The 13,821-nt window shown below is 74.5% G+C and carries 12 protein-coding genes; all 12 read left to right on the top strand.

The genetic code is table 11. The features are described from left to right. Positions 1-282: WD40 repeat domain-containing protein (locus tag G531_RS0115715; protein ID WP_026927961.1), on the top strand; the 282-nt coding region annotated here is incomplete at its 5' end. 142 nt (positions 283-424) lie between these two features. Continuing rightward, positions 425-1,594 carry a hypothetical protein gene (locus G531_RS23255; RefSeq protein WP_051215595.1) on the top strand — a complete coding sequence of 390 codons (1,170 nt, stop codon included), beginning with the start codon at positions 425-427 and terminating at the stop codon, positions 1,592-1,594. A 255-nt stretch (positions 1,595-1,849) separates the two neighbouring features. Further along, positions 1,850-2,221, top strand: a complete 372-nt coding sequence (locus G531_RS0115705) for a hypothetical protein (protein ID WP_051215594.1) — start codon at positions 1,850-1,852, stop codon at positions 2,219-2,221. A 59-nt stretch (positions 2,222-2,280) separates the two neighbouring features. Then, positions 2,281-3,576 carry a hypothetical protein gene (locus G531_RS0115700; protein WP_026927959.1) on the top strand — a complete coding sequence of 432 codons (1,296 nt, stop codon included), beginning with the start codon at positions 2,281-2,283 and terminating at the stop codon, positions 3,574-3,576. 35 nt (positions 3,577-3,611) lie between these two features. Further along, positions 3,612-6,284, top strand: coding sequence for a CHAP domain-containing protein (locus G531_RS24835; protein WP_051215593.1), 2,673 nt, complete (start codon positions 3,612-3,614; stop codon positions 6,282-6,284). Positions 6,285-6,318: 34 nt separating this feature from the next. Then, the gene (locus G531_RS0115690) at positions 6,319-7,236 is read left to right on the top strand and encodes a hypothetical protein (RefSeq protein ID WP_026927958.1); all 918 of its coding nucleotides are present in this window, start codon (positions 6,319-6,321) and stop codon (positions 7,234-7,236) included. Continuing rightward, on the top strand, positions 7,236-7,937 hold the full coding sequence (locus tag G531_RS0115685; RefSeq protein ID WP_026927957.1) for a hypothetical protein: 702 nt from the start codon (positions 7,236-7,238) through the stop codon (positions 7,935-7,937). Before G531_RS0115690 ends, G531_RS0115685 begins: the two co-directional genes overlap by 1 nt. A 124-nt stretch (positions 7,938-8,061) precedes the next feature. Further along, complete coding sequence (locus G531_RS0115680) at positions 8,062-8,550, top strand: hypothetical protein (RefSeq protein ID WP_026927956.1); 489 nt, start codon at positions 8,062-8,064, stop codon at positions 8,548-8,550. Next, the gene (locus G531_RS24830) at positions 8,547-9,515 is read left to right on the top strand and encodes a hypothetical protein (RefSeq protein WP_051215592.1); all 969 of its coding nucleotides are present in this window, start codon (positions 8,547-8,549) and stop codon (positions 9,513-9,515) included. The genes G531_RS0115680 and G531_RS24830 overlap by 4 nt, the downstream gene beginning before the upstream one ends. A gap of 27 nt (positions 9,516-9,542) precedes the next feature. Continuing rightward, entirely contained in the window at positions 9,543-11,840 is a 2,298-nt protein-coding gene (mobL, locus tag G531_RS23235) for a relaxase MobL (RefSeq protein ID WP_051215591.1), read from the top strand. Between the two features lie 47 nt (positions 11,841-11,887). Further along, entirely contained in the window at positions 11,888-12,466 is a 579-nt protein-coding gene (locus tag G531_RS23230; protein ID WP_174522469.1) for a hypothetical protein, read from the top strand. 71 nt (positions 12,467-12,537) lie between these two features. Then, complete coding sequence (locus tag G531_RS0115660) at positions 12,538-13,815, top strand: hypothetical protein (RefSeq protein ID WP_026927955.1); 1,278 nt, start codon at positions 12,538-12,540, stop codon at positions 13,813-13,815. The last annotated feature ends 6 nt before the right edge of the window (positions 13,816-13,821 follow it).

Raw genomic sequence — 13,821 nt, 5'->3', positions numbered from 1 at the left:
CCCCTCACCGGCCACACCCGCGGGGTAGAGACGTTGGCGGTGCTGCCACTCCCCGACGGACGAACCCTGCTCGCCTCCGGCAGCGGTGACCACACGGTGAGGTTGTGGGACCCCGTCGCAAAGGTGTGTTGGCTCGAGGTTCACACTTTGGGGTATGTGCAGAGCTTGGTCCCGGCCGGCCCCGCCCAGCTCGGCGTGGGGATGAGTGACGGCCTGGTGATGATCTCCGTCGTGGGGTCACTGCCGTCCCAACCGATGCAGGACCGACACGTGCCCGAGTGATGTCCCGGAGTGTTGAGTCCCATTCACATCGACCCCTGGGTCCGACCGGCTAGGTGGTTTTGCATCGGGTGAACCATCGGCGGACCAACGAGCAGGGTGGCGCCAATCTCTATGCCATCGCTCGCGAGTGGATACTGGACCCATGGGTTCCGCACCGTTGGCTGCCGTGGCTGCTCCGGAGCCACCCCCGGAGCCGGCGCTGGGGGCCGAGCTGCGCGAACTCGAAGAGATCTCCCTCGCCCTCGAGCAGCACACCCTCGCCGACAGCACCCGGCGGGCCTACGCCGGCGCCTGGCGCACCTTCGCGGCGTTCTGCGCCGAGCACCGCCTGGAGCCGCTGCCCGCGCACCCGGAGACGGTGCGCTGGTACGTCGCGTGGATGTCGGTGCAGACCGATCCCGACGGCCTCCCCCGGTTCTCGGTGGCCACCATCCGGCTGCATCTGGCCGGCCTGGCCGAACGCCATCTGCGCGACGGCTTCCTCGATCCCACCGGCCACCGGGCGGTGAGCGACCTGGTACGGGGTCTCATCAAGCTGCGGGCCACCCGCCCGCGCCGGATGCGGCCGCTGCTTCTGGACGATCTGCTCCGGGTGATCGGCGCGATGGAACACGACGTCTACCCGGCCGGGATCTCGGCGGCCCGGGACACCGCGGCGCTCTGGCTCGGCTTCGCCGGCGCGCTGCGGCGCAGCGAGGTCGCGGCCCTGCGGCTGACCAGCCTGCAACTGCACCCCCACGATGGCATCCACGTGCACGTCGGCCGGTCGAAGGCCGATCCCGGCAACGCGCTGCCCGACGTCGTGGTCCTGCCCACCGGAAGCAGCCCGGTGACCTGTGCCCCGTGCGCGCTGCACCGCTGGCTGGCCCTGGTACGGCTCACCGAGACCCACGACCCCACCGGTCTGCGTCGCGCGATCATGCGCCAGCTGTTCGGCTACCAGCTCGACCACCACGTCTGCGGAGCCGGGACCGCGCCCGGCCTGATCAGCAGCGCGGACCTCACCGCCGGCACTCCCCTGCTCCGGGCCACCTACCGGAACCGGCACAGCGGCCGGATCCACGCCACGGGCGTCAGCGGCGACGCACTGCACACGATGCTGCAGACCCGGCTCGCGGCGGCCGGGATCGACCCGACCGGCTACGGCTTCCACAGTCTGCGCTCCGGCTTCGTGACCCAGGCGCGCCGCAACGGGGCCGACTTCCGCGACGTCCGGCGCCAGACCCGGCACCGGACCGACCTGATGGTCGACGCCTACGACCGCGACTACGTGCCCCTCGCCGGGAACGCGGTGACCGACCTCGGCCTATGACCGAGGCCACATGCCTCATATCTTTCGATAGGTCTTTTCCTCGGTCTTTCGAATGCGGTAGATTGAGCACTGACGGCCTGATGTCTCCATGACGTCAGGGCCTATCCGCCCCACTGGCCCGCCGGATCGCGCGGGACTCGACTGCGTACGGCGTGCGGATCTCTCATTCTATGCCTGTCATTCCCGACGAATGGGTGCGCTGTTCCCGATCCTCTGGCATTCGGATAGGACAACGCATCGCGAGAGGAAAGATCCATGAATGTTCTGACCACCGTCGCGATCGATGTGGTGACGCCGACCGCCGCCTGGGACGTGTCCAGCTTCCTGGGGAACGCCAAGACGCAGATCCAAGTGTGGGGCGGCCTGCTGTTGATGCTGGTCGGCGCCGTCCTCCTCATCTGGGGCGGCGTCCAGACCGGCAAGAAGCTGCTGGCCGACCAGCAGAGCGCCGGCCAACAGAAAGGCTGGGGCGTCATCGCCCTGATGATCCTGATCGGCGGGGCCCTGGCCACCGGCGGGTGGCAGCTGGTGTGGACCATCGGGTCCGGCGGCCAGCAGACCATCGAGGACCTGGGCGGCGGCACCGTCCTGGCCGGCCAGCTGCTGCTGTCGGGGCTGGCCGGCTGAGCCCGGGCCGCCGCCCCTCCGTCCACGGGACCACACCCCTCACACGAAACGGACTCCACATGGGGATCACCGACACCGCGGCCGCCCTCGCCGGCAAACTCCGGCTCGACTCGCACCATGCGATCGAGCGCTTCGGGGTGATGGTCGGCATCCTCGTCGTCCTCGGCGTGCTGGTGACCGGCGGAGCCGCGGTCGCCGCGCTCCGGACCGGCGCCGCCACCCTCACGACGCAGGCGGTGCACACCACCGGATTCACCACGTCGAAGACCGGCCTCAAAGGCACCGTCGACGGCGTCTACACCAACCGGGGCCGGACCCGGGCGCTGGTGATGATGCACTTCGAGGACCGGGCCCGGATCTCCTACACCGCGGCCGACTACCGCGCCTTCCTGCTCGGCTCCGACCGCGAGCTCGGCACCCATCCGGTCGACACCCCCGGGCTGACCGGACGCTTCCTCGTGTTCGGCTCCACCGGCTATCTGGGCGTGCTGCTGGAGGCGCGCCAGTCGTTCGCGCCGCAGGTGCTCAACCTGACCGTCCGGGCCACCCAGGAACTCAGCTCCGACAGGAACGCCCGCAGCGGGGCCGAGGAAACCCCCTCCGACGCCACCTTCACCAAGTACGACCAGTGGGCGATCTACCTGAATCCGGGCGGGAGCGACGCACCGGTCATCCCGGCACTGGACCGCCCTACCCTTGACCCGGCCCAGGCCTACTACGACGTCGTGCTCGTGCACCGGGAGGCCGAGATCAAGGCCAAGCTCGACGCGAAGCTGGCCGAGATGCGGACCCACCAGGCCCAGATCGCGGCCTCCACCGCCGACCTGGCGACCACCCGGGCGGACGGGCTGTCCCTGTGGGCCCCGCGGGTGCCCGCAGCCATCGCCACCGACCGGATCACCGGAGCCACCGCCGCCCAGAACCGGGGCACCTCCACGCTGGCCCTGGAGACCGACCACGTCGTACCCGGCGGCGTCGCGCTGAACTGGCGCGACGGCAACGTCTACACCGGCTACCTGCCCCGGCTGGTCCCGCCCGGCCAGAGCTACGTGCAATTCCTGGCCGCCAAGCGGGACGAAGGCTCCGACGACACCACCCGGCAGCTCTCCGAGATGGCCTGGATCCTCTCCGACGGGACCGACCTCAAGAAGGACTATCCGGTCACCGACGTCACGATGCGCCCGCTCACCACGGTGATGAACAACCTCGCCCAGGCCTACAGCGACTACGCCAAAGCCAAGAGCACCTACCAGAGCGACCTGCTGATCGACCTGCTCCGCCTCGAGGTACAGGTCCGCGACATCCGGGCGAACGGATCCACCCACACCGAGGGCGTGCTCACCGTCCTCTACTGACCCACCGGCCCCACCCCACCGGAAGGACCCTCCCCATGGCACCCGACGAGCCGACTCGCGCGGACGCGCCGCCCCCGCGACCCGCCGGGCCCAGCCGGATCGGCGGGTCCGGTGACCCCGGCAGGGGCACCCCGCACCGCCCGGTCCCCGCACCGCCGGTCCCCGCACCGCCGGACTCCGCGGACCGCCGCGCGGTCTCCGGCGCCGGGACGTTGCCTGCTCCGGCCGGTGCGGGCTCCGGCGACCCGGCCTCTCCGGGAGCGGCGGCCGGGGGTGCGGCCCGGGCCGCGACCGCGGCCCGCGCCGTTCAGGCCCTCGACGGTGCGGCCGCCAACGCCGCGGGGAACCTGACCCAGCGTGCGGTGCGGGGCGACGGCAGCTCGGCGGCGCGCGACACCGCGGCCCGGTACGCCGGCGGCGCCGTCTCCGGCGCGATCGCGGGAGCCCGGGCCGGGGCGGCCGCCGGTGGGGTCGGCGCCCTGCCGGGCGCGGCGGCCGGGGCCGCCAAGAACGTGGCCCTCGAAGGGGCCCAGGACGCGGTCCGGGGAGTCGCTGCGGTCACCGGCGGCGGGCCCGACGCGACCCCCGCGGAGCCGGCCGGAGCGGGCGGCACCGGCCCCGCCACCTCGCCCCTGGCCGCGCACCGCCCCACGAGCACACGACCGGCCCCCCGCGAGGCCCGACCCGAGGCCCGGACCGGCGGCCCGAAGGCCGGCCACCTCGTGCTGGCCGCCGGGGCCGCGGCCACCCCCGGAGCCCTGGCCGTGATCCTGGCGATGGCCTTCCTGCAGTGGCTGAAGGCGATGTTCTTCGCGGCCATGGCGATGCTGGCCAACGGCGCCGCCGCCCTGTGGGGCTTCCTGACCACCACCCTCAAGGGTGCCGCCGGGGCGGTCAGTGCCCCGTTCGCGTCGGTCGGCGGGCTCGCGACCAAGACCGCCGGCGCGCTCGGCTTCACCGTCGGCGCCGCGGCGGCCCCGGCGGTGGCCGTGGGCGCCGGGGTCGTCACCTCGGTGGCGGCCCTCACCCTGGTGACCGCGCTGGTCGCCGGGGCGCTCACCACCACCGTCCACACCGACGGTCGCCTCCGGACCCGGCCGGACGCCTGCCGGGTCGCGCCGCGTCCGGTCGGCGCGAACGCCGGCACCTTCACCGGCCAGGGGGTCCCGGCCGCGGCGATCCCGTGGATCGAGAACGCCGCCGCCCGGTCCGCGTACCGGATCCCGGCCGCCTTCTTCGCCTTCATCATGGACCGCGAGTCCGACTTCCGGCCCGACCTGTTCGCGAACGACTCCAACGGCGGCACCTGGGGCCTGTTCCAGATCAACGCCGCCGAGTGGCGGCGCTTCACCGGCGGCGGCACCGTCACCAGCCCGGACATCACCGACCCGATGATCCACACCACCCACGCCGCCCAGTACTTCGACGACCGGCTCGAGACGGTCCGCCGGATGCGGCAGAACAATCCGGACGCGGCCTACACCACCCAGCTCACCGACCTGGAAGCCCTGCTGATCGCCCACAACGCGGGCGAGGGAAACCTGCAGCGCTACCCGAACCTGCCCTCGATCACCACCGGCTACCTGGCCGAATTCCGGCAGAAGTTCCCGACCTACGGCGGCGGGGAACCCAGCCGGACCCGCGGCGAACCCGCCCCCGCCGCCGGCCCGAGCACCGCGGCCCCCGGCCCGGCCGGCCCGAGCGAGACCGCCGGGCCGACTCCCCCGGCGGGCGGCCGCAGCTACCCGAACCTGGGCCTGCAGCCGAACGCGAACGCGCTGGCCCACCTGCTCGGCACCCACTACGGCATCACCACCATCGGCGGCCTGCGCGGGGACGGGGAACACACCCGCGGCTACGCGATGGACCTGATGGTGCCGCTGACCGCCGACGGGAAGGCGACCGGCCAGGCGATCGCGGACTACCTGGTCCGCAACGCCGACGCCGTCGGGATCAGCAACGTCATCTGGTACCAGCAGATCTGGACCACCCAACGGCGCAGCGAGGGCTGGCGGGCCATGGAGGACCGCGGCTCCCCCACCGAGAACCATCGGGATCACGTGCATGTCCTGCTCACCGACGAGGCCCCGGTACTGACCGCCCTGCCCGGGCAGCCCGGGAGCGCGGTGGACAGCGCGAACGCCGCCGCCGGCGAGGTCCGGAGCGACTGCGCCGCCACCCCGGCGAAACCCGGCGGTACCGCACCGGGCACCCTGACCGGCGGCGGCCTGACCGAGCCGGACGCCCAGGCCCTGATCACCCGCTACATCGAGGAGGGCGACCGGGTGCTCCGGGCCCGCTTCCAGGGCGGCGGCCCGGGCCAATGCAACGGCTCCTACACCGCCAACTGCGTCAGCTTCAGCTGGTACTTCGTCACCGCCTACACCAGCTTCACCGGCGGCTACGCCCCCGGCAACGGCGTCGACGTCGCCGGCGCAATGGCCGGGGTGATGCACAAACAGACCACCCGGACCCCCACCCCCTACGCGGTCTTCTCCCACGGCCACACCTCCAACCCCTCGGTCGGGCACACCGGCGTCGTCCTCGCCGTGGACGGCACCCGGATCCTGATCGGCGAGGCCAGCTACTGCGAGTACGCCGGCCGGGTGCGCTGGGTGGAGGCCGCCACCTGGCAGACCCAGAACTGGGAGTTCGTCGACGTGTCCGACCTGGTCGGGCAACGCGGCCAACTCCCGCACGCCGCCTGACCACCCCGCACGAAAGGACACGAAAGGAACCGCCATGACCGCCCCACCCACCGGCCCGGCCCAGGTCCGGCCCGCCCCCGACCCCCACCAGGCCGACCCGCCCCGGACCACCCACCCGGTCCGCGGCCCCCGGCCCCGACTGACCGGGGCGGAACTGGAGGCCCGCCTCACCGGCTGGCTGCACCGGCGGCGCACCGCACCGGTCCCCCCGGAGGCCCGCGCCCGCCGACAGCGCCGCATCCTCCTCGGCACCGCCGCGACGGTGGCCCTCACCCTCGGCGCGCTCGCCGGGGTCACCGGGGACCGGTACGAGACCACCCGGGCGGCCGGGGACCACACGATCGCGACCCTGGAACACCGGCTGGCCGGGCACCGGCCGGTCCCCCCGGAGCTGGCCGACCGGCTGGCCGCCCTCGGCCGGGCCGCCGACCACGACGCCGGCCGGGTCGCCACCGGGCAACAGCGGTTCGCCGAGCTCTACCGGGAGGCCGACACCACCCCGCCGCCCCGCGACGGCGTGCCCGGCCCGGCGCTGCTGGCGATCGTCGCACACCGGCGCAGCCTGGCCGACCTGTTCGCCCCCTCCGCCTACGTCGCCTCCGACGCGGAGGCCTACCGCTGGTCCAGCGTCCCGGCCTTCGACGAGGCCCGGCAGATCGACCCGCGCTACGCCTGGTACATCCGCTACGACGGCCCCCGGGCCGCGGCCGCCGACACCTACCGCTGGGAACCGCTGGCGGTGCTGGCCGACCTCGGCTCCCCCACCGCACCGGTCCCCGGCGCGACCCGGGCCCGGGTCAGCTGGGTGTGCCGGGACACCGCGACCGGGGACACCCTCGCCTGGGCCGCGGCCGACTACACCCACGACGGGACCCGCGGCCGGTTCGACCACCTGGAGCTGGTCGTCACCACCGCCGGCGACCGGTCCCGGCACCCGACGGGAGCCCACTGATGACGGCGGCGGGCCCGACCTCCCCGACGCCGACCGGTCCCCGGGCAGCGCGCGGCACCCGGCTGCTGCGAATCGGCGTCGCGGCCGGGCTCACCGGCCTGGCCGTGCTCACCGGCGCGACCCGGATCCAGCAGGAGGCGACCCTGACCGCCCAGCAGGCCCGGATCGACGACCTCGCGCAGCGGCTGACGGCACGGGACCAGGAGGATGGACAGGCGGTGGAAGCAGGGATCCGGACCGGGCTCGGGCTCCGCCGGGACCGGCTCGAGGCCGACCGTCCCCGGCTCACCGACCTGGCCCGGACCGCGTTCACCTGGGACACCGGAGCCGCCTACCTCGCGGCCCGGGACCGGCTGCAGACGCGCTACCGGCTGGCGGCCACCGACCCGTTCCTCCGGGACTTCCTGCCGGCGCCACGGACCATCCGGGCCGCCGACGGGACCCTGCAGTACGAGCTGGATGCCACCGGGGTGAACTCCGCGGTCGACGGCGACCCCGAGATCACCGTGATCGCCGTGCGTGCCGACCGGTACGCCTACGCGGTCCGGGTGGACGTGGCGATCACCGCCGACACCGTGACCGGCACGGCCGGCGTCACCGGGCACCGGCCGATGCTCCTGCGGGTCGACACCGACGCCACCGGAGCCGTGCTCGCGCTCACCGGGGCGGCCGGCACGGCGCAGGCGCGCCGGTCCGGCTGAGCCGCCGACCGGACAGAGCCCGCCCGGCAACTCCGATCCTTTCACTAGACCTATTGATAGAATGCTATTGGCGGATTGATTGCCCCGCGAATGCGCCGCCGACCGACACAGAATCGAGCTGCCGATGGCCATCGACACCCCGCACGAGACCGCCCGGACCCCGCGCGGCACCGCGAGCGCCCTGCGCCCCCGGGTACCGGCGGCCCTCACCCGGCTCCTCCCCCGCCCGGGCCGGGTCTCGCTGGCCGCGGCGACCGTCCTGCTGCGCGGGTCGGTCCTGCTCGCGGACTACCTGCTCGCGCTGACCACGGTGACGGTGCTCGTGCCCCTGCTGGGCGCCTGGCTGCACCGGCAGGCGGCCTCCTCCGCGCTGATGCTGACCGGCGAGGGCATCATCGCGCTGTGGACGATGCCGTTCGCGTGCGCCACCCTGCTGCTCGCGGTCGCCGACCTCTGGGTGATGCGCTCCCTGTGGCGCTGGTCGGGCCGGCGCCTGACCGCGCTCCGCGCCGCCCGGACCCCGCAACCCCCGCCCGCCGAGGCCCCCGCCGCGCCGGCGGACACCGCGCCCCGGCCCCGACGGGCCCGCACCGCCCGGAAGGCACGCCGATGACCCGGACCGCCGGACTGCCGATGACCGACGTCTGGGCCGACCGGGTCCTGCGCGAGCACGGCGTGGCCACCGTCCGCGCCGCGGGCCGCCCGGCCCTGCTGATCGTGCAGATGGAGACCCTCGAGCTGTGCCACCACACCCCGGACCGCAACTACCGGCCCTACCTGCACCTGAGCGGTGAGCTCCGCGCGATCCGGCCGCAGACTCCCCTGCCCTTCGGGATCACCGAGGTCACCTACCGGCACGGCGACGGCGACACCGTCGACGCCTTCTACGAGTTCGACGACGCCCAGCTGGTCGAGCTGACCCGCAAGGGCTACTTCACCGGACCGGTGATCCTGCCCGAGCACCTGGTCGGCATCGACTGGGAACTGCCGGCCACCGTCGACACCCTGCTGGTGGCCCCCGACGCCGCGGATCCCGCGGCGGTCATCGTCTTCGCCCGGGTCCAGGATGCGGCGGCGCTGCCGCTCGACCTGGAGAACTCCGGCTACGACCTCACGGAGTACGTCCCCGACCCGGCCGGGAGCCACCCGACCCCGGCGCCCGACGCGCTCGCCCGCCGGCTGCCGGTCCGCTCGGATCCCCTCATCCCGCTGTTCGGGGAGGAGGACTACCGGCTGCCCGAGGAGGCCCCCCGGGCCGCGCCGGCGCCGACGCCCGCCGAGCCCGGCGCCGACGCCCTGGAACCGGCCCTGCGACAGGTGGAACAGGAGATCGCCGCCGAACGGGACGCGGTCCGGGCGGACCGGGAGGCCACCGCCGGCACCGTGGAGAACCTCTACGTCGCCCGGGTCGCCCGGGCGCTCACCGACGCCGACGCCCGGGACACCGCGGCCGGGGCCGGGCCGGCCGCGGACCGGGACGCGCATGCCCGGCCGCCCGCGCTCACCACGCCCGCCCACCGGGTCCCCGACCCGGCCGGATCCGGCCCCGGGGCCGGGTTGCCGGGACCCGGCGCCTGAGGTCCCGCGGACGCGAGGAGCACCGGGATGGGCCTGAAACAGGACATCGTCATCGTCAATCAGTTCTCCGTCCCCCTGCCCGGGGGCCGGGGCACCCGCGGCGGCACCCCCGGGAAGTACGTCACCCGGTATTTGGCCCGCGCCGGCGCGACCGAATCCCTGGCGCCGATCCGGCGGCTGCGGACCGATCTGTTCATCCAGCGCTACCTGGTCCGCGAGAGCGCGGTCGAACACCTCGACGCCCCCGGGGCCGCGGTGGCCGACGCTCTGCGGCAGGCCCCCGGCCACGGCGGGGTCGCTTTCGGGTACGGCGCGGTTTCGTTGTCCGACGACCAGCTCACCGCCGCCTCCCGGGACATCCAGCGCGGCTTCGAGCAGGGCCGGACCGTCCTGAAGACGGTGCTGTCCTTCGACGGGGGCTACCTGGCCCGGCACGGCCTGGTCGACGACGGGTTCAGGCTCACGCGGCCCGGGGACTATCGGGGCCGGGTGGACCAGATGAAACTGCGGCTGGCGATCATGCACGGGCTGGAGCGGATGGCGCGCGGCTCCGGCGGCTTCGACGACCTCCGCTACGTCGGGGTCATCCAGGTCGACACCGCGCACCTGCACGCCCACCTGGCCATGTACGACGCCGGCCCCGGCCGGCGCACCCCCGACGGCAGCCAGCGCGGGATGCTGCTGGAGCGGCACCGGACGCGCCTGCGCCGCGGCATCGACACCTGGCTGGAGCAGAAGCAGCCGGTCCACCACCTCAGCAGCGCCGTCGGCTACGAACGGCGCAACGTGACCACCTACATCAAGCGCTGGGCCCACGAACGGATCCGGGACGAGACCCTCCCCCAGTTCCTGCTGGCCTGCCTGCCCGCCGACCGGACCCTGTGGCGCGCCGGCAGCCGCGACCCACGGATGCGCAAGGCCAACCAGCTCGTGCACGAGCTCGTCGAGGAGCAGCTCACCCGGGCCGGGTCCCCGCTGCCCGCCGCGCTGGAGGCGCTCCACGCCTACGCCCGGGAGCGCCGGGATCACGAGCAGCTCGACCCGCAGCAGGGGCAGCGCCTGGTCACCCGGGGCCGGGCCCGGATCACCGAACGCGCCGTCAACGGCGTCTACCAGCTGCTGCGCGCCCTGCCGGAGGAGGAACTGCGGGTCCGCACCCCCGTGCTCGAGATCATGGGGATGGACTTCCGGCAGCTGGCCGCGCGGGCCGCCGCCGGCCGGACCGGGGACGCCGCCGGGAACGACCTGGTGTCCTTCGGCTTCCGGCTGCGCAGCTACGCCTCCCGGCTGCGGCACCACCGGGAGCGGGCCGGCGCCTGCCGGGACCTGGCCCGGCAGTGGGAGCACGCCGACCGGGCCGGGGTCGCCACCCCCGATTCCCGGCCGCTGTACGACTTCTGGCGGGGTGAGGAGGACTGGCACCGGCGACTGCTGAGCAAGTACCAGCACTTCCTGCCGTTCGCTCTCGAGGCGACCGACTGGGCGGACCGACAGGCGGCGGTGACCCGGTACGGCCAACGCCTGCTGTCGCTGACGGCGCTGCGGCACGACGCGGCGCTGGCCCGGATGACCGACGCCGAGCGGGCCGAACAGCTGGGCCGCACGATCTACGACCAGCCCGGCGGGGCCCAGCTGACCCGGGGCCCGGCCGGCCGCGCCGTGCTCGACGCCCGGATCGCGACGATGCGCCGGACCTACCGGCAGCGGGTCGCGGACCTGCGGGCCGACCTGGCCGGCGCCGGCCTGGTGCTGCACCTGGACCCGGTCGGCTCCCCCGCCCCGCTCCGGGTGGAACCGGGAACGCTGTACCCGTTCGAGGAGGTCAAGGCCCTGGACCTGCATCACCTGACCTTCGACTTCACCCGCGACGTCGTGCTCGGCCCCCACGCCGCCGCGACCTTCCGGGAGGCCGCCGCCCGGCGCGCGACCCGGCTGCGCGCCGCGATCGCCTACCTGGACGGGTCCGGACAGAGCCCCGCCATCGGGGACCTGCCGACCGACGACATCGCCGCGATGACCCGCACCGCCGGGAGCCTGAGCGCGGGCAGCTCGGGCTCCGGGCCGGTGTTGCGCTCCCGGATCGCCCGGCTGCGGGCCGCGGAGTCCGCCGGGGACGCCCGCCGGTCGGCGACCACCACCCTGGACGCCGGTCTCGCGGTGCACCTGCGCGAGAGGGTCGATGCGGCCGTCCGGGAGCCGGCCGCCCTCCCCCTCCTTCTTTCCGAGTCGGATACGTCTATCAATTCCCTTGTTGATGCGAATCGATCCGATTATTCTATAGAGCAACAGGATACAGCCCGGTCGTGGCTGGACAGACACCACTGATCATGGCCGCTCATCGCTGGATGGCCGGAGACGAAAGGGAACCGATCATGGCTTATCTGAAGGGGAAAGGGGCGATGACCGACGTCAATCTGGTCATCCCCGTCTACGACAACGCGGTCACCAAGGACGGCCGGACGCGCTATCTGGGTGCCCAGGTGGATCACCGGGATCCCCGCGGCGCGGATCAGGCGAACCTGCACCTGGTCTCGAAGCGGGTGGAACTGCCGGACGGGAAGGCCCGCTACGACACGAGTGCGCCCTACTCGGTCGGCCAGCTGGCCGCGATCCAGCAGGCGGCCGGGAGCAACACCACGCCGTTGCTGAACAAGGCCGACGAGCAGGTCGGGACCGTCTACGGGGTGAAGGCGAACCTGTTCGCCAGCACCCGCGGGGCCGGCCTGGTGATCAACACCAACAAGCCGATGGCGACCTCGGACTTCCCGCTGGACGCCTCCACCCTGCCCGCGCAGTTCCGGGCGATGAAGGACGCGTCGGTGGCGCACCGGCGGGACGCCCGGGCCGCCGAACCGACCGCCGAGGCCGCCCCCGCCCCGCAGCCGGCCCTGCCGCAGCCGGCGCTGCCGCAGCCGGTCCCCGACGCCGACGAACCCGACCTGGTCGGCTGAGCCGCACCGCGCGCGACCGGGCCCCGGGTCGACCGGTCCGGGGTCCGGTCGCGGCAGGAAGGACATCACCCATGGCGAATCAGCCGTTGATCGAGAGCTGGCACCGCGGCCAGGACCACTATCCGCAGGCGCGCTACTTCACCCCCGGCGAGCACACCACCCAACACCGCACCGCTCCGGAGGGACGCCCCGTCCCTCTGGACCTGCTGGTGGTGGTGCACAACGACGCCCCCACGGTCGATGGCTACCAGCGGGTCGACCTGATCGTGAACTCCGGCCGGTTCGACACGCCCGCCGCGCACGCCAACGAGCACCTGGTGAACCGGTTCGATGCCGAGGCCGGGGTCACCGACCACACGATGCTGTACCGCGACGCCGAGCTGGATCGGATCCTCGGGGGCCGCCGGCCGGTCCGGGTCGCCGACCGGCCGCGCGGCGGACCGCCGGGGGCCCGGGTGTACAGCCTGCGGGCCAGCGTGCATCCCTCCGCGGTCGGCGATCTCGTGATCGACCCCGCGCAGCCGATCCGGTCCGGTCCCCCGGCCAGCCAGTACACCCTGCACGACGTCCAGGAGGGGATGACGCTGACCGCGCAGCGGGAGCAGCAGGCCACGGCCGCGGCGGTGACCCGGACCGGCCTGGGCCGGCAGATGCTGACCGAGAGCCTGCAGGGCGGCACGACCGGGGCCCGGCTGGGGGCCCGGGTCGGCAGTGTCGTCCCCGGGGTCGGCACCGCGGCCGGTGCCGGGATCGGGGCGGTGGCCGGAGCCCATCTGGGCCCGGCCCGGACCGCGCGGGAGGCCGGCCGGCCGGGCCCGGCGTTCCTGGCCGGCGGGGTGGTCAACGCCGCCCTCGCCCAGGGCGTCCGGCGGCGGCAGCAGGCCGTGCCGGCCCCGGGTTCCGTCCCCCCGGCGGGTCCCGCCGGACCGGCACCGGTACCGGCCCGGCCGACCCCGGTGCCGCCGGTCCCCCACGCGCCCCGGCCGCGGCGCTCCGCCGGGCTGCGCGCCGAGGCCGGCCGGGTGGCCGGAGGCGCGGTCCGGGAGGCCGTGGCGGAGGTGACCCGCAGCGGCGGCCCTGCCCCCTCCGGCCGGGACGTCGCGGTCACCGCGGCCCGCGCCCTGGCCACCGGCGCCCTGCGCAGCCTCGGCACCGAGCCGGGACCCCGGACCGGGCCGGACGCGCCGGCCGCCTCGCCCGCGCCCGGATCGTTGATCGCCGGGTTGGGCCGGGCGGTCGACCGGGGCACCCGCACCGCCGGGACCGGACCGGCAGCCCCTGCCACCCCGGCGCCCGCCGCCCGGCCACCGGCGCCGGCACCGCCGCCCCCGGAGCAGTCCCTCGGCTGACCGGCC

It is taken from the genome of Granulicoccus phenolivorans DSM 17626 = NBRC 107789 = JCM 15570 (genome assembly GCF_000423085.1).
Classification (GTDB): domain Bacteria; phylum Actinomycetota; class Actinomycetes; order Propionibacteriales; family Propionibacteriaceae; genus Granulicoccus; species Granulicoccus phenolivorans.
Note: the sequence above shows the minus strand (reverse complement) of the source record. Positions and strands in the feature narration are given on the sequence as shown.